Raw genomic sequence first — 22895 nt, 5'->3', positions numbered from 1 at the left:
CGCAGACTTTACGTCAACTTGAGACGGAGGAGTCTCCCGGAAGAGTGATAAGAATCCGGCAACCCCGCTCGGATTCGGCCACTCCGATCCGGCCGCCGTGCAGCTCGACCGCCCAGCGGGCGATCGCCAGTCCCAGTCCGGTGCCGCCGTCGCTGCCCGGACCGTGCGGACGGCGGACGGCGCCCCGGTTGAACCGCTCGAACACGCGGTGCCACTCCGAACGCGGGATGCCGGGGCCCTCGTCCAGGACCTCCAGCTCCAGCGACTCCGGCAGCGGCCCGCGCCGCGCCCTGACCGTCACCCGTCCGTGCGGCGGGCTGTGCTTGACCGCGTTGTCTATGAGGTTGGCGACGACCTGGTGAATGCGCTCCGGGTCCGCGTGCGCGGTCAGCTCCGGAGGGGTCACGTCCAGGTGCAGATGGACGTCCGTGCGCGTGTGGCTGCCGCCCGAGCCCATCGTGGCGCGCGCCGAGGCGACCATGTTGGCCTCCTTCAGCACCCCCGACAGGTACGGCCACACCTCGAAGCGCCGCTTGCGCAGCGGTACGACGCCGTTGTCCAGGCGGGACAGGTCCAGCAGGGTCTCCACCAGCCGCCCGAGCCGCTCGGTCTGTTTCAGCGCCGTGCGCATGGTCTCGGGGTCGGCCTCGGCGATCCCGTCGACCACGTTCTCCAGGACGGCGCGCAGACCCGCGATGGGGGTGCGCAGCTCGTGCGAGACGTTGGCCACCAGCTCCTTGCGCTGGCGGTCCTGCGCCTCCAGCTCGTCCGCCATGACGTTGATCGTCTGGGCCAGGTCGCCCAGCTCGTCACGGCGCTTCTCGCTCACCCGGCGGGTGTAGTCGCCGTGCGAGATGGAGCGGGCCACGGTGTTCATCTCGTCCAGCGGCGAGGTGAGCGAGTGCGCCACGAACTGCGTGATCAGCAGGGTGGCGATCATCGAGAAGACCGTGATGAAGCGCAGCTCGGTCTCGGTGCGCATGGCGATCATCATCAGCCCGGTGGTGATCAGCACCGAGATGACGACCAGCGCCCCCAGCTTGGTCTTGATCGAGAACGGGCGCACACCGCCCCAGGGCTCCCCGGGGCTTCTCGGTCCGTCCGGCCCGCGGCTCATGGCGTCGGGGTCTCCAGCGCGTAGCCCACGCCGTGCACCGTGCGGATCCGCTCGGCCCCGATCTTCCGCCGCAGCGCCTTGATGTGGCTGTCGACGGTGCGGGTGCCCGAGGCGTCCGCCCAGTCCCACACCTCCGCCAGGAGCTGCTCACGGGAGAGCACCGCGCGCGGGGTGTTCGCCAGGCACACCAGCAGGTCGAACTCGGTGGGCGTGAGATGCACGTCCTCCGAGCGCACCCGGACCCGGCGCTGCGCGTGGTCGATCTCCAGCTCGCCGAGCCGCAGTATCCCGCTGCGCGGCGTCGAGGCCGCGACCGCGGCGCGCTCCACGCGGCGCAGCAGGACGTGCACGCGCGCGGCCAGCTCCCGCATGGAGAACGGCTTGGTCATGTAGTCGTCGGCGCCGACGCCGAGTCCGACCAGCATGTCGGTCTCGTCGTCGCGCGCGGTGAGCATCAGCACCGGCACCGGGCGGGCGGCCTGCACGCGACGGCAGACCTCCAGACCGTCGAAGCCGGGCAGCATGATGTCGAGGATCAGCAGATCGGGCTGCCAGGCCTCCGCGGTGTCGACGGCCGCCGGGCCGTCACCCGCCGTTTGCACGAGGAATCCCTCGGCGCGCAGGCGGGCCGCGATGGCGTCGACGATCGTGGGGTCGTCCTCGACCACCAGAACCCGGCGCTGTGCACCGGGTGTCGCCGTCGTCGTGCCGTTGTGCGCGGTGTGTGTCTGCTCCATCGCCCGCCCCTGAAGTGTGCTTTCCGGAATCAGTGGGGTGATTCCTTTTCTGCGCATGACTGCGGTTGACGCCTTCATCGCCTGCGTCAGGGCAGCAGCGTACGGGGAGTCACCACGGCTTTGCTATCCAGGTCGGACGGCGAGGTGCACGACGTCCGGCACGCCTCGGGCAACCGGGATCTCTTCGGTACGCACCTGTTGGAACCCGGCATTCCCCAAGGTTCCCTCGAATTTGGGAGACGGCTGGGCGGACCATACCGCGAGCACCCCACCGGGCCTCAACACCCTTGCGCAGCTTGCGAGTCCGGCCGGTGAGTACAGGCCGTCGTTGCCCTCCGTGACGGTCCAGTCGGGCCCGTTGTCGATGTCGAGGCACAGGGCGTCGAACGTGTCGGATGTCTCATTGACGTGGTCGAGGAGATCGGCTTCCACGACGGTGGTGCGCGGGTCGGCGAGGGCGGCGCGGGAGACGGTGCCCAGCGGGCCGTCGAGGTGCCAGTCGATGACGGCGCGTTCGCGCTCGACGACGGTGATCCGGCCCCAGCGGGGGTCGGCGGCGGCGTGTGCGAGCGAGAATCCGACGCCCAGGCCGCCGATCAGCACGTCCGGTGCGGGGCAGCCGTCCAGCGCGGTGAGCGCGGCGTCCATCAGGAGGCGTTCCGAGCGCCCGTCGGAGGTGTCCATCAGGAAGCAGCCGTTGGCGATGATCTGGAGCAGCTCCCCGTGGCGACGCAGGACGACCTCGCCGTAGGGGCCCTCACGACGGTCCAGGACTTCGGGGGAGTCGTAGGAGATGGGCATCGGACCATCTTGGCACCGGTCCTGACGGTCGGTTGAGGAATATCGGGCGGAGGGGCGTTCGAACGGAGGTGATCGGGGTAGGCGCGGTTGACGTCCGACCGGTGCCGCCGACGTCCGAGAGATCGCTGTGAATCGACCGGCACGTGGCTCCGGTCACAGACAGGAGCGTCCCGGAGGGCGAAGGGTACGGGGGAACGGAAGGAGCGCCTCACGGTGGAAAGCACGCCGACCGGTACGGCGGCATCGTCCGGCCCGACCGGCTCGCCGACGCCCCTCCCCGACGCCCGCGGCCTCCTGGACGGCGTCCCCCGCCAGCGGGCGGCAGCCGGCCCCGGCGGGCGCGGTCCGTCCGCGCCCCGGCCCCAGGTCCCGGTGCCCGACCGGCCCCGCCCGCGCCCGTGGCACCTGCTGCCCACCCCCGCCGGCACTCCCTTCACCTTCTTCTACGCCTTCGTCCTCGCCGTCACGTCGTACGTCGCCGCGCACGCCGACCCCGCACTCGTACGGGTCCTGCACGAGAACTCCAGCACCGATGTCGCGCACCTGCTGCGGACCCCGGTGCCGGTGCTGGTGGCCAGCGCGCTGTGGGTGGCCGGTGGGGTCGCGTCGCCGTTCGCGCTCGGCTTCCTGGTGGTCCTCACCGCGCTGGAGCGGCGCGTCGGAGGCGTCCGCACGGCCGGCGTCTTCCTGCTCGGGCACGTCCTGGCCACCCTGGCGACCGAGGTCCCCGTGGGCCTGGCCGTCCTCGTGGGCCACCTTCCGGACAGCTCGCTGCACCGCCTCGACTACGGCATCAGCTTCGGCGTCGCGGCGAGCGTCGGCGCGTGGGCCGGCCTGCTGGGCCCCTGGCCGGGCCGGCTGCTGCTCGCGGCGTCCGGCGGGATGCTCCTGAGGGACCTGCTCGCCCTCACGGACCCGCTGAGCAACTGGGGCCACCTGATCGCGCTGGGGATCGGTGTCGCGACCTGGCCGTGGGTGCGGCGCCCGGGGAGCGGTCCGCGTGAGCGGCAGGGGGCGGCGGCGGCCGGCGCCCGTGCCGCGCGCGCGTGGTGCGACTAGTCGGGGACCCCGCCGGTTCCCGTGAACTTCGCGCTGGTCAGCGGCGCTGTCACCGTCCACCCCAGTGACTCGTAGAGGGCCCGGCCGGCCGGGGTTCCCGCCAGGACGCCCGTCTTTGCGCCCTCCGCGGCCGCCTGCTCCGCCAGGAGGCGCACGACGAGACCGCCCAGGCCGCGGCGCCGGTGCCCGGGTGCGGTCTCGATCTGGTCGACCACCGCCGTGGCGCCGGTCGGGGCGACCTGGCCGCGGGCCGCGAAGGAGCCGTCGGGTGCGGTGACCAGAAGGCGGGTGACGCCGCCGCGCGTCCAGCGGCGCGCGCGGTAGCCGTCGGGCACGCGCGTGTGCCCCGTCCGGGTCGGCAGCGGCACGGTCATCAGCCAACCGGGTTCCGGATCCACCCACCAGCCCTCCCCGAGCCAGCCCCCGACCAGCGCCGGGTCCTGGAACACCTTCAGCCACACGCCGGTTCCCCGCACCCCGTCCGCGACCTCGCGCACGGTCTCCTCCCCGACGCCGTCGCCGACCGCCGCGAGGACGTGCCGCGACACGTGCGCCGGCTGTCCCACGTCCACGGTGAACCCCCACGGCTCCCGCACCGGCGGGGCCGCCCCGCGCGACACGACCCAACCGTCCACCCACGCCCGTACGACGCCGTCCACGAAATCTCCCGTAATGGTCTCTCGCGCTCTTTAGCTATTACAAAGAACTTATGTCGTCGCCCGTCGGCGACGGCAGGCGTGATCGCTGACAGCGAACGGAGGTCGGGGCGGGGAACATTCGGAGACTCACGTGCATTGAGTCGGCATAACTCAACTTGACTGCCTAAGGGGAGATCATGGCTGCTGAGTCCGCAGCGTTCACACCGCTCACCCTGCCCGTGCTGCCGCTCGACGACGAGGTCGTGCTGCCCGGGATGGTGGTTCCGCTCGACCTCAACGACAACGACGTACGCGCCGCGGTCGAGGCCGCGCAGGCCGCCGCCCGGTCCGAGCCCGGCAAGCCCAGGGTCCTCCTGGTGCCGCGCATCGACGGGTCGTACGCGAGCACCGGCGTCCTGGGCACGGTCGAGCAGGTCGGCCGGCTGGCCGACGGCGACCCGGGCGCACTGATCCGCGGCCGCGGCCGGGTGAGGATCGGCGCCGGCACCACCGGCCCCGGTGCGGCGCTGTGGGTCGAGGGGACGAGGATCGACGAGAGCGCCCCCGATCCGCTGCCCGGCCACGTCGCCGAGCTGGTCAAGGAGTACAAGGCGCTCGCCACCGCCTGGCTGCGCAAGCGCGGCGCCTGGCAGGTCGTCGACCGGGTCCAGGCCATCGACGACGTCTCCGCCCTCGCCGACAACTCCGGCTACTCGCCGTTCCTGACCACCGAGCAGAAGGTGGAGCTGCTGGAGACCGCCGACCCGGTCGCCCGGCTCAGGCTCGCCACCCGCCAGCTGCGCGACCACCTCGCCGAGCAGGACGTCGCCGAGACCATCGCCAAGGACGTCCAGGAAGGCGTCGACAAGCAGCAGCGGGAGTTCCTGCTCCGCCGCCAGCTGGAAGCCGTCCGCAAGGAACTGCGCGAGCTGAACGGCGAGCAGGAGGGCGAGGAGTCCGACGACTACCGCGCCCGCGTGGAGGCCGCCGACCTGCCCGAGAAGGTGCGTGAGGCCGCCCTCAAGGAGGTCGACAAGCTGGAGCGGTCCAGCGACCAGTCCCCCGAGGGCTCCTGGATCCGCACCTGGCTGGACACCGTCCTGGAACTGCCGTGGCACGAGCGGACGGAGGACGTCTACGACATCCGGGGCGCCAAGGCGATCCTGGACGCCGAGCACGCCGGCCTGGAGGACGTCAAGGAGCGGATCACCGAGTACCTCGCGGTGCGCAAGCGCCGCAGCGACCGGGGCCTCGGGGTCGTCGGCGGCCGGCGCGGCGGCGCCGTGCTCGCGCTCGTCGGCCCGCCCGGCGTCGGCAAGACCAGCCTCGGCGAGTCCGTGGCCCACGCCATGGGCCGCAAGTTCGTCCGCGTCGCCCTCGGCGGCGTGCGCGACGAGGCCGAGATCCGCGGCCACCGCCGTACGTACGTCGGCGCGCTGCCCGGTCGCATCGTGCGCGCGATCAAGGAGGCAGGGTCCATGAACCCGGTGGTCCTGCTCGACGAGATCGACAAGGTGGGATCGGACTTCCGCGGCGACCCGGCGGCGGCCCTGCTGGAGGTGCTGGACCCGGCGCAGAACCACACCTTCCGGGACCACTACCTGGAGGTGGAGCTGGACCTGAGCGACGTCGTCTTCCTGGCCACCGCCAACGTCCTGGAGGCCATCCCGGAGGCGCTCCTCGACCGCATGGAGCTGGTCCGCCTCGACGGCTACACCGAGGACGAGAAGGTCGTCATCGCCCGTGACCACCTGCTCCCGCGCCAGCTGGAGCGGGCCGGGCTCGCCGAGGACGAGGTGACCCTCGAGGAGGGCGCGCTGCGCAAGCTGGCCGGCGAGTACACGCGCGAGGCCGGCGTGCGCACCCTGGAGCGGTCCGTCGCCCGGCTGCTGCGCAAGGTCGCGGCCCAGCACGAACTGGGCGAGCGGGAGCTGCCGCTCACCGTCCGCGAGGAGGACCTGCGCGAGCTGATCGGCCGGCCGCACCACGTGCCCGAGTCCGCCCAGGACCCGGCCGAGCGGCGCACCGCGGTGCCGGGTGTCGCCACCGGGCTCGCGGTCACCGGGGCCGGCGGCGACGTCCTCTTCGTCGAGGCGTCCCTGGCCGACCCGGAGACGGGCGCCGCGGGTCTGACCCTGACCGGTCAGCTCGGCGACGTGATGAAGGAGTCGGCGCAGATCGCGCTGAGCTTCCTGCGCTCGCACGGCGCCGAACTGGAACTGCCGGTCGCCGACCTGAAGGACCGGGGCGTGCACATCCACTTCCCGGCGGGCGCGGTGCCCAAGGACGGCCCGAGCGCGGGCGTCACGATGACGACGGCCCTGGCGTCGCTGCTGAGCGGACGGCTCGTGCGCACCGACGTGGCGATGACCGGCGAGGTCTCCCTCACCGGCCGCGTCCTGCCCATCGGCGGGGTGAAGCAGAAGCTGCTCGCCGCGCACCGGGCGGGCGTGACGACCGTCGTCATCCCCAAGCGCAACGAGCCCGACCTGGACGACGTGCCCGCGGAGGTGCTGGACAAGCTCGACGTCCACGCCGTCACCGACGTCCGCCAGGTCCTGGAGCTGGCGCTGGCCCCGGCGACGAACGGGGCCGCGCCGGAGGTTCCGGTCGCCGCGTGACGCCGGTCCCGGCCGCGGGCCCGGCCCGCGCGGGGACCGGACGAGGGAAGGTCCGGGTTCCGTGAGGGAGGCCCGGGCCTTCACCGCGCGTGGGCCCGGCGGCCGTGCGCGGGCCCGGCCGCCGGCGGGGGCGACGAGCCGGTCCGGCGCCCGGTCGAACCGGCAGGGGCCGCCGGCCGGTGGGGGAGCGCGACGCCCGGCGCCGGCCGCCGGGAGAAGCCGCGAACGCGGAACCGGAGCGCGGAAGGGGGGTCGGAGGACGCCGAAGGTCCAGGCCTGCGAAATACTGGGAGAGCTGCGGCAACGGCGGAAACGGGCGAGAGCTTCCGGCGCGGGAAACCTGATCAGGAGTGCTGACGTGCACGAGGACGGAAACGGCGACGGACGCGGGAACGCGCCCGGGACGTCGCCGAGCGGTGCGCCCGGGACGTCGCCGGGTGACGCCCAGGATGCGTCGCCGGGTGGTGTGGACCGGGAGTTCCTCTCCCTCGAGCGGGAGCTGACGGTGCTGCTGCGCCGCGCCCGCGCCAACCAGGGCGAGATGGCCCGCGAGGTCCACCCCGACCTGGAGCCCGCCGCCTACGGCCTCCTCGTCCGGCTGGAGGAGCTGGGCCGGCAGCGCGCGACCGAGCTGGCCGCCTACATCGGCGTCGGCAAGGCCACCATGTCCCGCCAGCTGCGCGCCCTCGAACAGCTGGGGCTGGTCGCCCGCGAGCCCGACCCGGCCGACGGACGGGCCTGGCTGGTCGCCCTGACCGAGGAGGGCCGTACCCGGGTCGGCCGCGTCCGTGAGGCCCGCCGCGCGCGGTACGTCAGCCAGCTCGCCCACTGGGACCGCGGCGCTGTCGCCGAACTCGCCCGCCTGTTGCACGAGTTGAACCAGGGCATGGCCAAGTAGAGGGCCCACCGCGAGAGTTCCACGAGGGCCTGCGCGGGGGGATCAGAACTCCACGTAGACGGCCGTGGCGTCGTCATGCGCCTTGGCCCGGCCCAGGAACACCCGCTCCGTGTCCGCCCGTTCCAGCTCGCGCACCCGCTCCACCACCGCCTGCGCGCCCTGCTCGGCGACGTGGGCGAACAGGTCCGTCCAGTCGCCCTCCCGGAACGTCTCCACCCAGCGGGTGACCCCGTCGCTCAGGGCGGCCAGGGCCGCCACGCCCCCGCGCGGGACGGAACCGGTCACCGCGCGGGCGGCCACCGACGGATCCGCGGCGGCCGTGAAGAAGCCGCCCTCCCGGTTGCGGGCGCGCGCGTCGCAGATCTCCGCGCCGGCCAGCAGGGCCGGCGGCACCCGGTCGAGGCGGTCGTCGCGGACCGCCGTGACCGTGCCGTCGGGAGAGGCCAGCAGAAGGACCGCGTCGCACAGCACCAGGTAGTCGACTCGTTCCGGCGACCAGCGCGCCACGGCCACGGTTGCCTGCGGGGTGCGCGGGTGAGAAAGGTCACAGGTTCCGGCGTGTGCCTCGGCGGTACGCGCGAGGGCCCGGCGCAGCGCCTCCGTCAGGGGAACATCCGGGAGGGAAAGGGTCAGTTCGGTCAGGGCGCCGCCCAGCCGTGCGGTGAACCAGGGGACCGAATGCAGACAGCCCGAGCTGCCCGCGGGCGGCGTCACCCCGTCCAGGACGACCAGCGCACCGCCCTGTCCGGAGGCGGGAAGGCCGACACTCGCGAAGTCCTCGTTGGGCCGCCCGCGATCGCCGGGCTCCGACACAAGTTCCGTACGCATCCGGCCAGTCTGCACGACCCCTTCACGCTCTCTCCGAAAGGCCGGCGATGTCTGCCGGGCCGACGTACCCGCGCAGGTCAGACGCCTGTTTTGGGCGGTAATGAAGCACTCCGGGAAGACGTGGCGGCGAATACTGCCAAAGGCTGCCGCCCACGTCCAACCGGCCCGCCGGGCACCGCCGTCGCACACGCCGGGGGAACTTGCCCGCCAACTCCCCTCCGATGTTCACTCCTTCGGGTGGCGGGGCATGCGATGCGCGACCCCTGCCCACCGGCACTGGGAGGGTCGGGAACCGTACCGGACAGGACACGCCAGCTGACGGTGTGTCATCCGGCCCATGGGTAAACGAGTCAGGAATGCGAGCACCGGTGCAGAAGACGCGGCCTCGGCGCCCAGGCAGCAACACGGCCTCCGAGGGGGGCGCGGAGCGCACCCCCGTCGGCAAGGGCCGCCCCACCCACGTACGCAACCGGCTGATCGTCGCGGTGGCAGTCGTCGCCGCCGCCATCGCCGGAGCGGGCGCGCCCGCCGTCCTCGACGCCTCCGGGCGGTTGAAGGACTCCCAGGACCTGGTCACCCTGGCCGAGCAGACCCAGGACGCGCTCGCGCTCGCCCAGGCGCTTGCCGACGAACGCGACGAGGTCACCGTCTACGTCGCGGCCGGCCGGACCAAGTCCAAGGCACCCTCTCCCGAGGGCAGCGCCCGCGTGGACCTGCAGGTGCGCGAGCTGACCGCCGACACCGACACGCCCGCCGCGCTCCGCAAGGACCTCGACGGCATCGCGACCGTGCGCCAGGAGGCCCTCACCGGCCGCAGCACCGCGCTCCAGGCCCACCAGGCCTACTCCGAGACGATCACCGCGCTGCACGGCCTGGCCGAGCTGCTCGCCGAGCGGATGCCGCCCCGCGCGGGCTCCGGCGCGTACGCCCTCGCCGAACTGGACACCGCCGTCCAGCAGGCCGCCGCGACCCGCGGCCTGCTGCTCGCCGCACTGAACGTGCCCACGTCCACCGAGAGCGTCTACGACCCCGTCACCGGCGGGACCTCCACCGAGAAGGTCTCCTCCGACGCCGACACGGAGCGGCGCGACGCCCTGACGGCCGCCGCCCAGCAGGCCCGCCTGCGCTCCGACGCGTCCGTGGCCGCCTTCCGGGAGAACGCGCCCGAACAGGCCGTCGAGTCCTACGACTCCACGGTCACCGGCACGGACGTCGAGACCGCGGAGAAGTACCTCGCGTCCCTCACCGACCAGCCGGAACTGAGCGACGACGACCTCGGGACCAGCACCAAGAAGCTCGACGCGGCGCTCGCCGCACGCGTCGAGCTGATGCGCGGCACCGAGTCCGCCCTCTACGACCGCCGCACCAAGGACCTCGCCCAGCTGCGCGACGACGACGTCACCGCGCTGGAGATCCGCATCGCCCTGCTCGGCGCGCTGATCCTGCTGGCCGTCGGCATCGCCACCGCCATGGCCCGCAGCCTCACCCGCCCGCTGGCCGTCCTGCGCATCGGGTCCGCCCGGCTGGCCGGCGCCGAGAACCCGGCCGCCGAGGAGCCCCTCCGGTTCACCGGCCGCAACGACGAGTTCGCCCAGGTCGTCCGCTCCGTCAACGCCCTGCACGAGCACGCCGTCGCCCTCCACGAGCGCGTCACCACCCTGGAGTCCGACCGCAAGCACCTCGTCGGACAGCGCCAGCGGATGGCCGACGCCCGCGAGGAGCTGCGCGCCGAACTCGCCGACTCCGCCGCCCAGCTGGACCGGCTGCGCGGCAGCATCGGCGGCACCTTCGTCAACCTCTCGCTGCGCACGCTGGGCCTCGTCGAACGGCAGCTCGCGGTCATCGAGGGCCTGGAGGAGCGCGAGCAGGACCCCGATCGGCTGGCCACCCTCTTCAAGCTCGACCACTTCGCCACCGTCATGCGCCGGCACAGCGAGAACCTCCTGGTCCTCGCCGGCACGGAACACGTCCAGCAGCACGCCGGCCCCATCCCGCTGGTCGACGTCGTCCGCGCCGCCGTCAGCGAGATCGAGCGCTACGAGCGCGTCCGCATCTCCGCGCTGCCGCCGCACGCGCACGTGGCCGGCTTCGCCGCCGACGACCTGAGCCACCTGCTGGCCGAACTCATGGAGAACGCCACCTCGTCCTCCCCGCCGGACCTGCCCGTCGAGGTCTCCGGCTGGCTCCTGGAGAGCGGCGAGGTCATGCTCTCCGTCCAGGACGAGGGCATAGGCATGACCGAGGAGCGCCTGGCCCGCCTCAACGCCCGCCTCGCCGAGTTCGCCCCGGACTCGCCGTACGAGCAGGAGGGCGAGGAGGGCCTCGGCCTCGGCCTGTACGTCGTGGCGCGGCTCGCCCACCGGCACGGGGTGCGCGTGCAGCTGCGCGAGCAGAAGAAGGGCGGGATCGCGGCCGTCGTCGTCCTCCCGACCCCCCTGCTCGCCGCCTCGCCGGCCGCCGCGGTCCCCGCGTCGGCCCCGGGTTCCGGAACGCACGCCTTCGCCCTGCCCGGCGCCGACGCGGAGGCCAACTCCAACGTCCTGCCCGGCCGCCCGAAGTCCGGCGGCGACCCGCTGGTCGAGGCCGCCGAGCGGGCCGTACGGGCCGCGGAACCGGAGACCCCGTCCGAGACGACGATGGAACTCCTCATCCCGGCGGACGGGGATGCGGATGCGGAGGGAACGGCGGACGCGCACGCGGAAGCCGGACAGGAGACGGACACGGCGGCCACCGAACCGGCCGTCACCGAACCCGCCGCCCCCGGACCGGAAGCCGTTCCCACCCCCGAGGCCGCCCCCGAGCCGGAACCCGCGCCCGAGGCCGCCGAAGGCGCCGACGAGGCGGAGCACACCCGGACCCCCGACGCCTCGGAAGACGTCGTCACCGACAAGGGTCTCCCGAAGCGCACTCCCAAACTGACCTCACCCACCCCGGCCCCCCGCCAGCGGAGCGGGTCCGTGGACGCCGACGCTCTCCGCCGCCGTCTCGGTGGCTTCCGCCGGGGGGCGGAGGCCGGATACCGCGACGTGGAGGCGGAGATCGCCGAACAGACGGCCCGGAACAAGGTCCCGTCGTCCCAGGAAGCACACGCACACGCCGCAGAAGACACGGGGGGCACAGTCGAGGAGGCAAGCAGTTGACCGCGTCCAGTACCTTCGGACTGAGCAGTGAAGCCCGCAACCTGCACTGGCTGTTGACGAACCTCGTGGAGGAGGTGCCGGGCATCCAGTCCGTCGCCGTCGTGTCCTCCGACGGTCTGCTCCTGCTCTCCTCGGACCCGGGCCGCCACGACGCGGCGCGCGAGTCCCTGGGAGCCAAGCCCGCCGGCCCGCGCGGTTCCGCCGCCGACCTGGCCACCATCGTCTCCGGCATCGGCAGCCTCACCATCGGCGCCGCCAAGCTCATCGGGTTCGGCGGGGTCAAGCACACGATGATCGCCATGGACGAGGGCAGCCTCTTCGTGATGTCGATCAGCGACGGCTCGCTGCTCGGCGTGCACGGCTCCGCCGACTGCGACATGAACGTGGTGGCTTACCACATGGCCCTGTTCGTGGGCCGCGCCGGCCACGTCCTGACCCCCGAACTCCGCAGCGAACTGCGCAGATCCCTGGAGTCGGAGACGACGGGGAGCGGCCGATGAGCACGGCGCCGCAGAACCGCAGGCAGCAGCTCCCCGTCCGGGGCGGCGACCGCAGGCCGGCCCGCGTCCGCCCCTACTCGCTGACCGGCGGTCGTACCCGCTTCGGTCACGTCCTCCTCGTCGAGACGTTCGTGGCGACCACGGCCGAACTCGAGGCGCCCGAGGAGCGCAAGGAACTGACGAACGGCTCCCTCACCACCCGGGTCATGCCGGAGATGCGGGCCATCGTCGAACTGTGCCGCCGGATGCGCACGGTGGCCGAGATCGCCGCGCTGCTGAAGATGCCGCTCGGCGTGGTCCGGGTGCTCCTCAGCGACCTCGCGGACCAGGGAAAGATCCGTGTGTACGGCACCGGGACCGGTCACGGTACGGGCCGTCCCGACCGCGCTCTGCTGGAAAGGGTGCTGAGTGGACTCCGTCGTCTCTGACGCCGACACCCCCTTCGGTGTGTCCCCGCTCCTCGACGAACCGGACGAGGAACTGAAGTCCTGGCAGACGGACCGCACCCGGGCCCCCGTCGCCACGAAGATCGTGGTGGCCGGCGGCTTCGGCGCCGGCAAGACCACCCTCGTCGGCACCGTCTCGGAGATCACGCCCCTCCAGACGGAGGCGCTGATGACCGAGGCCAGCGAGGAGACCGACGACCTCACCGGCACCCCGGACAAGGTCACCACCACGGTGGCCATGGACTACGGCCGCATCACGCTCGACGACGACCTGGTGCTCTACCTGTTCGGCACGCCGGGCCAGCAGCGGTTCTGGTTCATGTGGGACGACCTGGTGCGCGGCGCGATCGGCGCCGTCGTCCTCGCCGACACCCGCCGGCTGAAGGACTGCTTCCCCGCGCTCGACTACTTCGAGAGCTGCGGGCTGCCGTACGTCGTGGCCGTCAACCACTTCGACGACAGCGAGCTGTTCGAACCGGAGGACGTACGGGAGGCGCTGACCGTCCCGAAGCACATACCTGTCATGATCATGGATGCGCGTCGCCGGATCTCCGTGATCGAGACCCTCCTGGCCCTGGTGGGCCACGCGCTCGACGAAACCCCCGAGTAGGAGACAGCCCCGCATGCGGAAGATACTCGTCGTCGGAGCCGGCCAGTCCGGTCTCCAACTCGCCCTCGGCCTCCAGTCGCACGGGTACGAGGTCACCCTGATGTCCAACCGGACCGCGGACGAGATCCGCGCCGGCCGGGTGATGTCGACGCAGTGCATGTTCCACACGGCCCTCCAGCACGAGCGCGACCTCCAGCTGAACTTCTGGGAGCAGCAGGCCCCGAAGATCGAGGGACTCGGCGTCTCGGTGGCGGCCCCCGGCTCGCACGACCCAGGCCCGACCCAGCGCGCCATCGACTGGGTGGGCAGGCTCGACGGGTACGCGCAGTCCGTCGACCAGCGCGTGAAGATGGCCGGCTGGATGGAGACGTTCGCGCAGCGCGGCGGCCAGCTGGTGATCCACGGCGCGGCGGTCTCCGACCTCGACTACTTCTCCCGCGCCTACGACCTCGTCCTCGTCTCCGCGGGCAAGGGCGAGCTGGTGCACATGTTCGGCCGCGACGCGTCCCGCTCCCCGTACAGCGAGCCGCAGCGCGCGCTGGCGGTGGCCTACGTGCACGGACTGGCCCCGCGTCCGGAGCACCCGGACATGGAGGCGGTCCGCTGCAACCTGGTGCCCGGCGTCGGCGAGATGTTCATCATGCCGACCCTGACCACCTCGGGCCGCGCCGACATCCTGTTCTGGGAGGGCGTACCCGGCGGCCCGCTGGACGTCTTCAAGGGCGTCAAGGACCCGTCGGAGCACCTCGCCCTGACCCTGGAGCTCATGGAGAAGTTCCTCCCCTGGGAGTACGCGCGGGCCACCAAGGTCGAGCTGACCGACGCCGGCGGCACCCTCGCCGGCCGCTACGCCCCCACCGTCCGCAACCCGATCGGCCGCCTCCCCGGCGGGGGCCTGGTGCTGGGCGTCGCCGACGTCGTCGTCGCCAACGACCCGATCACCGGCCAGGGTTCCAACTCCGCGTCCAAGTGCGCGGCCTCCTACCTCGCCTCGATCCTCGAGCAGGGCGAGAAGGAGTTCGACGAGGCGTGGATGCAGGCGACGTTCGACCGCTACTGGGACACCGCCCGGCACGTCACCAAGTGGACGAACGCGATGCTCGCCCCGCCGCCGGAGCACATCCTGGGCCTCATCGGCGCGGCCGGCGCGCTCCAGCCGGTCGCCGACCGCTTCGCCAACGGCTTCAACAACCCCGCGGACTTCGAGAACTTCTTCTACGAGCCCGAGAAGACGGCCGCCTACCTGGAGTCGCTCGCCGGCGCCTGACAGGCCCTCTGACCGGGCGGCCGGGGCAGCCGTCCGCGGCGGTGGCATACTCGCGCGATGCCGAAACTCACCGATCGGGTCTTAGGCCCGCGCCGCGCCGCGATACGTTCCTTCCACGAGACCGAGCGCAACCTCGTGGGAGTGAACGGCCCGGACGTGCTGCCCCACAACGAGACCGGCGTGATCGGCTGGGGCACCTCGTGGCGCATGCAGGGGTATCTGCTGATGGCGGAGCGCACCGGCCGGCCCGCCTACGCCGAACGGCTCGCGGAGCTGATCGACCAGGTGCTCCGGGCCCGCGACGACGTGCGCGGCGTGCGCGACTTCCGGGGCCGCAGCCTGCCGGTGTGGAGCAGCGCCCACAAGTTCACCGCCGCCTCCGCCGTCCTGTGCGACACGGACGACCGGCCCGCCCCGGAGGTCACGGTCTGCCCGCCGCACGCCAGGACCGCCAAGGTCACCGTGGCGGCGGACGGCGACCGGCACTTCCGCATCACCGTGACCGGTCCCGACCGGGCGGACGTGGACGTGGCGGGGCTCAGCCTCGACCCGCTGGACGAGCGCCGGGCCGACCGGGTCGTGTACGCCGCGTACGAGCAGCGCACCGCGGTCACCGCCCGGCTCGTCCCGCGCGACCGCCCGGCGCACGGTCCCCGGCGCCTGCGCCCCGGCACCTTCGCCGTGCGGCCCGCCACGGTCTCGCTCGCCGCCCAGACCGGCATGATCACCTACCCGATGGCGGGCTGGCCCGGCTCGCCCGCGACCGCCCGGACGCCGTGCCGGCGTCGGTGCGGCGCCGCGTCGACGGCTACCTCGACGCGGCGGACCGCGCGCTGCGCGTGCACGACGAGCAGTGGGGGACGACGGACGACGGACGCGGCTTCTACCGGTGGCTGCCCGACGAGCCGGTCTCCTTCGCGGGCGCCGAACTGCCGACCAACGAGTTCCTCGCGATGGGCCGTACCGCGGTCCAGCTCGCCGTGGTCACCGGTGATGCCCGCTGGCGCGAACGCGCCGCCGCCATGGCCCGCGCTCTGCACGGCGACCTCGCCGTCACCGACGGGGTGGCGGTCTGGCCGTACTGGCCCGGCTTCGGCCGGGTGTACCACGGGTGGCAGGCGACCGGTTCGCCGAAGACGGACGGTTCCGACGTCCGCCCCTCCTACCGCGCGGTCACCGTGCCCGAGGACGTCACGCACGCCCTCATCGACCTCGACTTTCTCTGCCTGTACCACGGCGCCCCCGGTCTGCCCGAGGTCTTCACCCGGGCCGGCGTGCGCGCCGTGGCCGACACCTTCACCCGCAACGCGGTCGAGCGCCGCGGCCGCGCCCCGCGGCTGCGCCACGACGTCGGGGGCAAGGGCCGTCGCGGCACCGACCGCGAGCAGGCCTATGCCGCCGCCTGGCTTCCGCTGCGCCGCTGGTCCCGTGAGGTGCCGCGGCTCGTCCGCGTCGTCCAGCCGTCCGCTCCGCCGCTTCCCCTGATGGGCGTGGACACCTACTGCGCGGCCCTGCTGGCTTCCTGACGCCCGGAAGGGTCCTCACCGTCGGGAGCCGGGAGGCCGGTGGTGACGTCGTTGCCCTCGTCCGAGCCGTCCGTCGCGGTCTCCGGGAGGGCGGGCGGCTCGTAGCGGGGGCCGGCCGGCTCCAGCGGGTCCGGGCGCACGGCTCCGAGGATCGGGTTGGCCGCGATCGGGGACACTTTCACCGCGGCCCCCGGTCGCGGAGCCTGGACGACCCTCCCCTCGCCCAGGTAGATCGCGACGTGCGTGGCCTCGGGGAAGTAGACGACCAGGTCGCCGGGGCGCAGTTCGGCCAGGGGGATGTGCGCGAGTTCGGCCCACTGCTCCTGGCTGGTGCGGGGGATGGGGGAGCCGGCGGCCCGCCAGGCCTCGGAGGTGAGGCCCGAGCAGTCGTAGGACGCCGGGCCCTCCGCGCCCCACTCGTACGGTTTGCCGAGCTGGCGCACGGCGTAGCGCACCGCGCGGTCGCCCTCCTCGGACGGGTTGCGGTCGTCGCTCAGCGCGCCGGACGCCATGATCTCGTCCTGGGCCTCGGCGACGCCGTCGCGTTCGAGGCGGGCGAGGGCCGTGAGCTGGTCGGCGGTGAGGGAGGAGAGGAGTTCCTCCACGTCCTCCAGCCGACGGCGTACCGCGTCGCGTTCCTTCTTCCGGCGCTCGGTGAGGGTGAGCTGCTCGTCGAGGGCGGCGCGGGCCCGGCGGGCGAGGCCGTCGGCCTTGCGTTCGCTGTTCTCCAGCCGCCCCACCGTCCGCACGCGTTCGCGCGCCAACCGGCCGATCACACGGCCCTGGTCGAGGGCGCGCTGCGGGTCGCGGGCGAGCAACAGCCGTACGTAGGGGGAGAGGTCGGTGCTGGTCTGGTACTGACGGCTGGCCAGCCGGCCGGCCGCGCCCCGGCTCTCCTGGAGGGACAGGCGGGTCCTGGCCAGCGCCGCGGTGAGCCGGTCGGCCTCGGCCCGGCGTTCCTTGAGCTTCTCCTCGGTGGCGTTGTAGGTCTCGGTGGCCCGTTCGGCCTCCCGGTACAGCTTCTGAAGGTCCGTCAGCAGCTCGGCCACCGACCGTTCGCCGCCCGCCGGCGGTTCCGGTGCGGCCGCGGCGACCCCGGGGGCCAGCAGCACCTGCGCGGCCAGCGCCGTCGTACACACCATGCGCAGCAGCCTTCCTGACACGTCATCACCTCCGCCGCGGGGCGGCCCCTCCGCCCCGCACGGCGAGCATCAGGCGTGCGTGCGGATTCCGCGCGCCGGGTGTGAGCGGTTCGGCGCAACGGGGTCACCCGTCGGCGTCGTCCCGGCCGCCTCCCGGCGTGGCGTCGGGCTTCCGCCCCTCACGACGTGGCGTCGGGTCCGGTGTCCGGCTTCGACCACGGCCACTTCAGCCGGGTGTCCTTCTTCCCGCCCTCCGGGTCGTAGGCGTACTTCCAGCCCCGTGGCAGACCGAGCTTCCCGCCGGGCCCGCGCGGCACGCGCCGGTAGACGAGGACGGTGGGCGGGCCGCCGCCGGCGTCCGGCACCGGGACGCGGTACGTCTTCGGCGGGTGGCCGGTCGGACCCAGCAGCACGGGGAGGACGCGGCCGTCCAGGGGGCCGCCCTCGAAGGGGGTGTCTTCGCTCTTCACGGAACCAGTGTCGATCAGGTCTCCGCGGCGAGTGCGCCACGGAGCAGCTCGGCGGTCTGGGCGTCCCGCTCCGCGGTCACCGCGAGGACGGCGACGAACTGGTCGACCAGCCAGTCCCGCAGCTCGTCGGCGGGCGGCTGCTTGTCCTCGTCCAGCCAGATCAGCGAGGCCGCCTCGACCGCCGTGATCCACATCCGGACGGTCATCCGCAGCCGGGGCCCGGGGTCGGCCACGTCCAGGTGGCTGTAGATGCGCTCGGCCGCGGCCCGCCGTACGCCGTCCACGATGGCGGTCGTACGGGAGGTCTCGACGACGCTGCCGCCCTGGAGGAGGGCGCTGAAGCCGGCGTCGTGCCGGCCGACGAAGGTGAGGTAGCGGTCCAGGGCGCGGGCGAGCCGGGGGAGCGGCGGGCCCTCGTGGGGCTCGTCGAAGCAGTGCCGCAGCTCGTCGGCGGCGGTCCGCAGCGCGGCCTCGTACAGCTGCTGCTTGCCGCCGGGGAAGTACCGGTACACGAGGGGCCGGGAGACCCCGGCGGCCTCGGCCACGTCGTCCAGCGAGACGTCCTCGGGGACGCGGTGCGCGAACAGCGACAGGGCGGACTCCAGCAGCTGGCTGCGGCGCTCCTCGACGCTGAGGCGACGGTAGGCGGGGGCGGCGGGGCTCATGACGTGCAGCGTAATCGCCCGCCCCCGCGGCGCGCCTAGGGCGTGTTTCGAAAGTCCCGTCTGCCCGGCGACGCCTGGCACGCACGCTCGCCGCGTTGTCGGGGGCGCCCCGGTACAACCAGTATCGGGGCGACCCTCCGCCTTGCGATCGCACGCACCAGACGCCGCCGGGCCTGCCCTTCGGGCAGACGACGCTACTTTCGAAACACGCCCTAGGCCAGCAGCCCGGAGGACTTCCACAGCCGCCGTCCCACCCCGCGCAGCACGCCGATGTCGTCGAGGAAGTCCGTCAGGCGCTTCGCGCCGGTCTGCATGACCTCGCGGCGGTGGCCGCTGGCCTTGACCTGGGCGAGCGCCTCCCGCTTGTCCAGGCCGACGTTGGTGTAGACGTCGGGGTTCACGAAGGCCACCGAGAACACCCGGGCGAACTCGCCGGAGGTCACCCGCGTGAACTCCTGCGACCACTTGGGCGCGGTCACCATCTGCCGGCGCAGCTCCTCACGGGCGTACCGCACGTGCCGGGCCTCCTCCACCACGTGGATGCGGGTGACCCCCCGGATCAGGGTCTGGACCCGCTCGTCGGGGAAGGTCAGCCGCTGCATCCAGTCGAGGATCTCCTCGCCGAGCAGGGTGGCCGTGAAGGAGCCGGGCGTGGTGGAGACGGTCTTGAACAGGCGGCCGAGGTGCTGGTGGGCGCGGCTCACCGGGTACCAGGGGGTGCCGCCCTGCGCGATCAGCCGGGCGAACATCTTCGAGTGCCGGCACTCGTCCTCGATCTCGGTGAGCGCGTACCGCACGTGCGCGCTCGTCGCCGCCTTGTCGTAGATGTGCCGGCACAGCAGCTGCATCAGGATGATCTCGAACCAGATGCCGAGCGAGGCGAGTGCGGCGGCCTCGTGCCGGGACAGCAGGATCCGCTGCTCCTCGCCCATCTTCTTCCACAGCGGGGTGTCGTACAGCGACACCAGCTCCGGCGGCCAGAACCACTTGCCCTCCTCGAAGGGCGCGTCCCAGTCGAGTTCCCGGTCCGGGTCGAAGGAGTGCTTGGCGGAAGAGGCGAGCAGCCGCTCGGCCACCTGCTCCCGGTCCTTGAGCAGTCCGAGCGCGTCGCGCAGGCCGTCCAGCGCGTCGGCTTCCGTCAGGGTCGTCATGGCTGATCCACCTCGTCGTACGGGGGCGGGTACGGGGTCGTACGGCAAGCGGGCCGGGTCCAGCGGGGTGGGGGTGCGCGGTCGTGCGGGGTGGGGGTGCGCGGTCGTGCGGGGGTTACCGGCGGTTCACTTGCCCGATGCTCTTATGAGACTGCTTGTCAGCAAGCTCGTCAATCCCCCGGGCGGAACTTGCCGGCCGCGCGTCCGTTCCTCGTGCGCGTGGGACACTTGCCGGGCCGTCGGTCCAAGGGGGGACACCGGGTGGGCACCGCACCGCACAGAGCCGCCGCGCGCCGCAGTCTGGAGGGCCTGGCCCTCGGGGACGCCTTCGGCGAGCGCTGGTTCCCGCTGTTCAGGGACCGGCGGCAGGCCTACGTCGAGGTCCGCGCCCGCCGGATGCCCAAGGAGCCCCACTGGCACTGGACCGACGACACCGCGATGGCCCTCGGCCTGTTCCGGGTGCTCGACCGGTACGGCGAGGTGCGGCAGCGTGAGCTGGCCCTCGCCTTCGCCCTCGGCCACGCCGCCGATCCGGCCCGCGGCTACGGCCACGGCATGCACGACCTGCTGCCCCGCGTGCTCCGCGAACCGGACCGCTGGCCCGAGTTCGCCCGCGACCTGTTCGGCGGCGAGGGCAGCCTCGGCAACGGCGCGGCGATGCGGGTGACGCCCCTGGGCGCCTGGTTCCACACCGACCTCGCACAGGTCGTCGAACAGGCCGGCCGCTCGGCCGAGGTCACCCACGCCCACCCCGAGGGCATCGCGGGCGCGGTCGCCGTGGCGGTGGCGGCGGCCCTGTCGGCCCGGGGCCGGCTGAGCATCGCCGAGGTGGCGGCGCTCACTCCGGACAGCGCCACCCGCGACGGGCTCGCGCGCGCGGCCGGCCTCCCCTTCGCCACCGAGCCGTGGAAGGCCTCCGACCTCCTCGGCAACGGTCAGCGCATCCGCGCCGACGACACCGTCCCCTTCGCCGTCTGGACCGCCGCCCGGCACCCCGACGACCTCGTGGGCGCCCTGTGGGCCACCGCCGAGGGCTTCGGTGACGTGGACACGACCTGTGCGATCACCGGCGGCATCGTGGCCGCCCGCACCGGCGTCGACGCCGTACCGGAGCAATGGCTCCGGCGGCGGGAGGCGCTGCCCGCGGGAGCGGACGGTCGATGACGGCGACGGGACCGGGATCGAGCGCGGCCGCCGGCATCCGACGCCGCCCGGCCCGCCCCGGCCGGGGCAGCGGGCCAGGGCTCAGGCCGAGCACCCCAGGTTTTCGGGCACCTCGACGGCGACCGGCTCCGCGCCCCGCGCCGGGAACGACGTCCGCAGGGTGAAGGCGTACGGCGTCGGGCCGTGCGCGCGCAGGTGGAGCAGCCGGGCCTCCGCCTCCGCGACGGTCGGGCGATGGCCCGCTGGCACCCACCACAGGGCCGTCATCGCCTCCTGGACCCGCTCGAACCACTCCCGCCGCCGGGCGAGCATCTCGCGGTGGCGGCCCTGGTACATGTACGCGGTAAGGGCGTCCTGGTCCCGCCACATCGTCAGGTTGACGATGAGCCAGTCGTCGCCGAAGACCGGGACGTCGGTGGCGTTGCCCTCCTCCGACTGGAGCCGCCACACAAAGCCGTCCGCGGCCTCCGCGTCCGCGTTGACGGGGGCGAGGGCGTCCACGAAGTCCTTCAACTCGGGTGAGTCCAAGGGGAACTTGAGACGGGCGAGGTTGACCTGGGCGAGTTCGAGGGCCGGCGATGCGGCGGCTGCGTCAGTCATGAGCGCACCGTAGGGCGCACCTTTCCGGCGCGGGAAGACCCCGTCTCACGAGGTGAGCACCGCCTCCATGACCGACCGGGCGATCGGCGCCGCGAGCCCGCCCCCGGTGATGTCCCGCCGCCGCGCCGCCGAGTCCTCCACCACCACCGCGACCGCCACCTTCGGCTCCATGTCCCGGTCGCCCTGCGCCCAGGAGACGAACCAGGCGTACGGCGTCCCGGCGTTGCCGATGCCGTGCTGGGCGGTGCCGGTCTTGCCGCCGACGGTCGCGCCCGGAATCGCGGCGTTCTTCCCGGTCCCCTCGCGCACCACGTCCGCCATCAGCTCCCGCAGCCGCCGCGCGGTCGACGGCCGCAACACCTGCCGCGCCGGACGCGGACCGGCCGAGGCGACGGTCGCCCCGCCGCCGCGCGTCGTCCGCTCCACCAGGTACGGCGTCCGCAGCTGCCCCCCGGCCGCGACGGCCGCCGAGACCATGGCCATCTGGAGCGGCGTGGCCCGCGTGTTGTACTGCCCGATCGAGGACAGGGCCAGCTGGGCCCGGTCCAGCGAGGTGTCGAAGGTGCTCCGCGCGACGGCGAACGGGATCCGTACGTCCGCCGCGTTGAACCCGAAGGCCTCCGCCGTGCCCACCATGTCGGTGAGCCCCACATCCACGCCGAGTTTCGCGAACACCGTGTTGCACGACCACATGAACGCCTCCCGCAGCGGCGCGTCCTCGCAGCCCTCGCCCCCGTTCGCCAGCAGCGTCCTCGTGCCGGGCAGCCGGTACGGCGCCGGCGAGTCGGTCGGCGCGTCCAGATCCCTGATCACCCCCGCGTCCAGCGCCGCCGCCGCGGTGACCACCTTGAACGTCGACCCTGGCGGGTACGTCTGCCGCACCGCCCGGTTCAGCATCGGCCGGTCGGGGTCGGAGTTCAGCCGCGCCCACGCCCGCTCGACCCGCGGCCCGTTCCCGGACAGCACGGCGGGGTCGTACGACGGCGCCGACACCAGTGCCAGGATCCGTCCCGTCGACGGCTCCACCGCCGCCACTGCGCCCTTGCGGCCGGCCAGCCCCTCGTACGCCGCCCGCTGGGCCCGCGGATTCAGGGTCGTCACCACGTTCCCGCCGGCCGACAGGGACCGGGTGACGTCGTTCCACAGCGGCAACGGCGCGAGCCGGGGGTCCGTACCGGAGAGGACGCCGTCGTGCGCGTGCTCCAGGAACGTCGTCCCGTACACCTGTGAGGCGAAGCCGGTCACCGGCGCGTACAGCGGGCCGTCGAGGTAGGTGCGTTCGTAGCGCAACTGCTCCCCGGTGTCCCGGGAGCCGGTGACCGGTACGTCCTCCACCAGGATGTCCCCGCGGGGCTGGCCGTAACGGGCGATGGAGGCACGCCGGTTGGCCGGGTTGCCGTCGTAGGTGTCGGACCGGACGACCTGGACGCGGGCGGCGTTGACGAGCAGGGCCACCAGGAGGAGGGCGCAGAAGAACGCGGCGTGGCGGATGTGACGGGACATCACGGGGTCACC

General features: G+C 73.2%; 21 protein-coding genes. 10 read left to right on the top strand and 11 right to left on the bottom strand.

What is annotated here, in order from left to right; genetic code table 11:
• Nucleotides 1–13: 13 nt before the first annotated feature.
• From AB0N31_RS06040 to AB0N31_RS06030, 3 genes are all read right to left on the bottom strand, one after another.
• Entirely contained in the window at nt 14–1117 is a 1104-nt protein-coding gene (locus AB0N31_RS06040; protein WP_366057146.1) for an ATP-binding protein, read from the bottom strand.
• Nucleotides 1114–1854 carry a response regulator transcription factor gene (locus AB0N31_RS06035; protein ID WP_366057145.1) on the bottom strand — a complete coding sequence of 247 codons (741 nt, stop codon included), beginning with the start codon at nt 1852–1854 and terminating at the stop codon, nt 1114–1116. The genes AB0N31_RS06040 and AB0N31_RS06035 overlap by 4 nt, the downstream gene beginning before the upstream one ends.
• 123 nt (nt 1855–1977) lie before the next feature.
• Nucleotides 1978–2655, bottom strand: coding sequence for a spermidine synthase (locus AB0N31_RS06030; RefSeq protein WP_366057144.1), 678 nt, complete (start codon nt 2653–2655; stop codon nt 1978–1980).
• 213 nt (nt 2656–2868) lie between these two features.
• Between AB0N31_RS06030 and AB0N31_RS06025 the strand changes: the two genes are divergently transcribed.
• Complete coding sequence (locus AB0N31_RS06025) at nt 2869–3714, top strand: rhomboid-like protein (protein WP_366057143.1); 846 nt, start codon at nt 2869–2871, stop codon at nt 3712–3714.
• On the opposite strand, the gene AB0N31_RS06020 is transcribed toward AB0N31_RS06025, so the two are convergent.
• Entirely contained in the window at nt 3711–4373 is a 663-nt protein-coding gene (locus tag AB0N31_RS06020) for a GNAT family N-acetyltransferase (protein ID WP_366057142.1), read from the bottom strand. The genes AB0N31_RS06025 and AB0N31_RS06020 overlap by 4 nt on opposite strands.
• A gap of 176 nt (nt 4374–4549) precedes the next feature.
• Here AB0N31_RS06020 and lon point away from each other — a divergent pair, with 176 nt between their 5' ends.
• Both lon and AB0N31_RS06010 read left to right on the top strand, forming a co-directional pair.
• A complete protein-coding gene (gene lon / locus AB0N31_RS06015; RefSeq protein WP_366057141.1) occupies nt 4550–6973 on the top strand; it encodes an endopeptidase La in 2424 nt (807 codons plus the stop codon).
• Nucleotides 6974–7331: 358 nt separating this feature from the next.
• Nucleotides 7332–7871 carry a MarR family transcriptional regulator gene (locus AB0N31_RS06010; protein WP_366057140.1) on the top strand — a complete coding sequence of 180 codons (540 nt, stop codon included), beginning with the start codon at nt 7332–7334 and terminating at the stop codon, nt 7869–7871.
• Nucleotides 7872–7913: 42 nt separating this feature from the next.
• On the opposite strand, the gene AB0N31_RS06005 is transcribed toward AB0N31_RS06010, so the two are convergent.
• A complete protein-coding gene (locus tag AB0N31_RS06005) occupies nt 7914–8699 on the bottom strand; it encodes a protein phosphatase 2C domain-containing protein (protein WP_366057139.1) in 786 nt (261 codons plus the stop codon).
• Between the two features lie 368 nt (nt 8700–9067).
• Between AB0N31_RS06005 and AB0N31_RS06000 the strand changes: the two genes are divergently transcribed.
• From AB0N31_RS06000 to AB0N31_RS05975, 6 genes are all read left to right on the top strand, one after another.
• A complete protein-coding gene (locus tag AB0N31_RS06000; RefSeq protein ID WP_366057138.1) occupies nt 9068–11839 on the top strand; it encodes a nitrate- and nitrite sensing domain-containing protein in 2772 nt (923 codons plus the stop codon).
• The gene (locus tag AB0N31_RS05995; protein WP_366057137.1) at nt 11836–12339 is read left to right on the top strand and encodes a roadblock/LC7 domain-containing protein; all 504 of its coding nucleotides are present in this window, start codon (nt 11836–11838) and stop codon (nt 12337–12339) included. Before AB0N31_RS06000 ends, AB0N31_RS05995 begins: the two co-directional genes overlap by 4 nt.
• On the top strand, nt 12336–12767 hold the full coding sequence (locus tag AB0N31_RS05990) for a DUF742 domain-containing protein (RefSeq protein WP_366057136.1): 432 nt from the start codon (nt 12336–12338) through the stop codon (nt 12765–12767). The genes AB0N31_RS05995 and AB0N31_RS05990 overlap by 4 nt, the downstream gene beginning before the upstream one ends.
• On the top strand, nt 12748–13395 hold the full coding sequence (locus AB0N31_RS05985; protein ID WP_366057135.1) for an ATP/GTP-binding protein: 648 nt from the start codon (nt 12748–12750) through the stop codon (nt 13393–13395). Before AB0N31_RS05990 ends, AB0N31_RS05985 begins: the two co-directional genes overlap by 20 nt.
• A gap of 13 nt (nt 13396–13408) precedes the next feature.
• Nucleotides 13409–14662: a styrene monooxygenase/indole monooxygenase family protein gene (locus AB0N31_RS05980; RefSeq protein WP_366057134.1), complete on the top strand. Its 1254-nt coding sequence runs from the start codon at nt 13409–13411 to the stop codon at nt 14660–14662.
• A gap of 776 nt (nt 14663–15438) precedes the next feature.
• Nucleotides 15439–16188: a hypothetical protein gene (locus tag AB0N31_RS05975; RefSeq protein WP_366057133.1), complete on the top strand. Its 750-nt coding sequence runs from the start codon at nt 15439–15441 to the stop codon at nt 16186–16188.
• Here AB0N31_RS05975 and AB0N31_RS05970 read toward each other — a convergent pair.
• The 4 genes from AB0N31_RS05970 to AB0N31_RS05955 all read right to left on the bottom strand — a co-directional run bounded on the left by AB0N31_RS05970 (nt 16161) and on the right by AB0N31_RS05955 (nt 19616).
• The gene (locus AB0N31_RS05970) at nt 16161–17351 is read right to left on the bottom strand and encodes an NlpC/P60 family protein (protein WP_366057132.1); all 1191 of its coding nucleotides are present in this window, start codon (nt 17349–17351) and stop codon (nt 16161–16163) included. The two genes, AB0N31_RS05975 and AB0N31_RS05970, sit on opposite strands and share 28 nt — an antisense overlap.
• A gap of 158 nt (nt 17352–17509) precedes the next feature.
• The gene (locus tag AB0N31_RS05965; RefSeq protein ID WP_366057131.1) at nt 17510–17800 is read right to left on the bottom strand and encodes a hypothetical protein; all 291 of its coding nucleotides are present in this window, start codon (nt 17798–17800) and stop codon (nt 17510–17512) included.
• 14 nt (nt 17801–17814) lie between these two features.
• A complete protein-coding gene (locus tag AB0N31_RS05960) occupies nt 17815–18465 on the bottom strand; it encodes a TetR/AcrR family transcriptional regulator (RefSeq protein ID WP_366057130.1) in 651 nt (216 codons plus the stop codon).
• A gap of 212 nt (nt 18466–18677) precedes the next feature.
• Complete coding sequence (locus tag AB0N31_RS05955; protein WP_366057129.1) at nt 18678–19616, bottom strand: diiron oxygenase; 939 nt, start codon at nt 19614–19616, stop codon at nt 18678–18680.
• A 261-nt stretch (nt 19617–19877) separates the two neighbouring features.
• On the opposite strand from AB0N31_RS05955, the gene AB0N31_RS05950 reads away from it, so the two are divergent.
• On the top strand, nt 19878–20780 hold the full coding sequence (locus AB0N31_RS05950; RefSeq protein ID WP_366057128.1) for an ADP-ribosylglycohydrolase family protein: 903 nt from the start codon (nt 19878–19880) through the stop codon (nt 20778–20780).
• Nucleotides 20781–20861: 81 nt separating this feature from the next.
• Here AB0N31_RS05950 and AB0N31_RS05945 read toward each other — a convergent pair whose 3' ends face one another.
• Entirely contained in the window at nt 20862–21380 is a 519-nt protein-coding gene (locus AB0N31_RS05945; protein WP_366057127.1) for a DUF3291 domain-containing protein, read from the bottom strand.
• Between the two features lie 45 nt (nt 21381–21425).
• Entirely contained in the window at nt 21426–22883 is a 1458-nt protein-coding gene (locus AB0N31_RS05940) for a penicillin-binding transpeptidase domain-containing protein (protein WP_366057126.1), read from the bottom strand.
• Nucleotides 22884–22895: the final 12 nt, after the last annotated feature.

Origin of the sequence: Streptomyces sp. NPDC051051, from assembly GCF_040682975.1 — a bacterium.
Lineage (GTDB): Bacteria > Actinomycetota > Actinomycetes > Streptomycetales > Streptomycetaceae > Streptomyces.
The sequence above is the reverse complement of the archived record's forward strand: the minus strand, read 5'-3'. Positions and strand labels throughout refer to the sequence as shown.

Coding starts and splice junctions, on each gene's coding strand:
- AB0N31_RS05940 (WP_366057126.1), bottom strand. CDS start 22,883: ATGTCCCGTCACATCCGCCACGCCGCGTTCTTCTGCGCCCTCCTCCTG.
- AB0N31_RS05960 (WP_366057130.1), bottom strand. CDS start 18,465: ATGAGCCCCGCCGCCCCCGCCTACCGTCGCCTCAGCGTCGAGGAGCGC.
- lon (WP_366057141.1), top strand. CDS start 4,550: ATGGCTGCTGAGTCCGCAGCGTTCACACCGCTCACCCTGCCCGTGCTG.
- AB0N31_RS06005 (WP_366057139.1), bottom strand. CDS start 8,699: ATGCGTACGGAACTTGTGTCGGAGCCCGGCGATCGCGGGCGGCCCAAC.
- AB0N31_RS05955 (WP_366057129.1), bottom strand. CDS start 19,616: ATGACGACCCTGACGGAAGCCGACGCGCTGGACGGCCTGCGCGACGCG.
- AB0N31_RS05980 (WP_366057134.1), top strand. CDS start 13,409: ATGCGGAAGATACTCGTCGTCGGAGCCGGCCAGTCCGGTCTCCAACTC.
- AB0N31_RS06030 (WP_366057144.1), bottom strand. CDS start 2,655: ATGCCCATCTCCTACGACTCCCCCGAAGTCCTGGACCGTCGTGAGGGC.
- AB0N31_RS05945 (WP_366057127.1), bottom strand. CDS start 21,380: ATGACTGACGCAGCCGCCGCATCGCCGGCCCTCGAACTCGCCCAGGTC.
- AB0N31_RS06035 (WP_366057145.1), bottom strand. CDS start 1,854: ATGGAGCAGACACACACCGCGCACAACGGCACGACGACGGCGACACCC.
- AB0N31_RS06040 (WP_366057146.1), bottom strand. CDS start 1,117: ATGAGCCGCGGGCCGGACGGACCGAGAAGCCCCGGGGAGCCCTGGGGC.
- AB0N31_RS05990 (WP_366057136.1), top strand. CDS start 12,336: ATGAGCACGGCGCCGCAGAACCGCAGGCAGCAGCTCCCCGTCCGGGGC.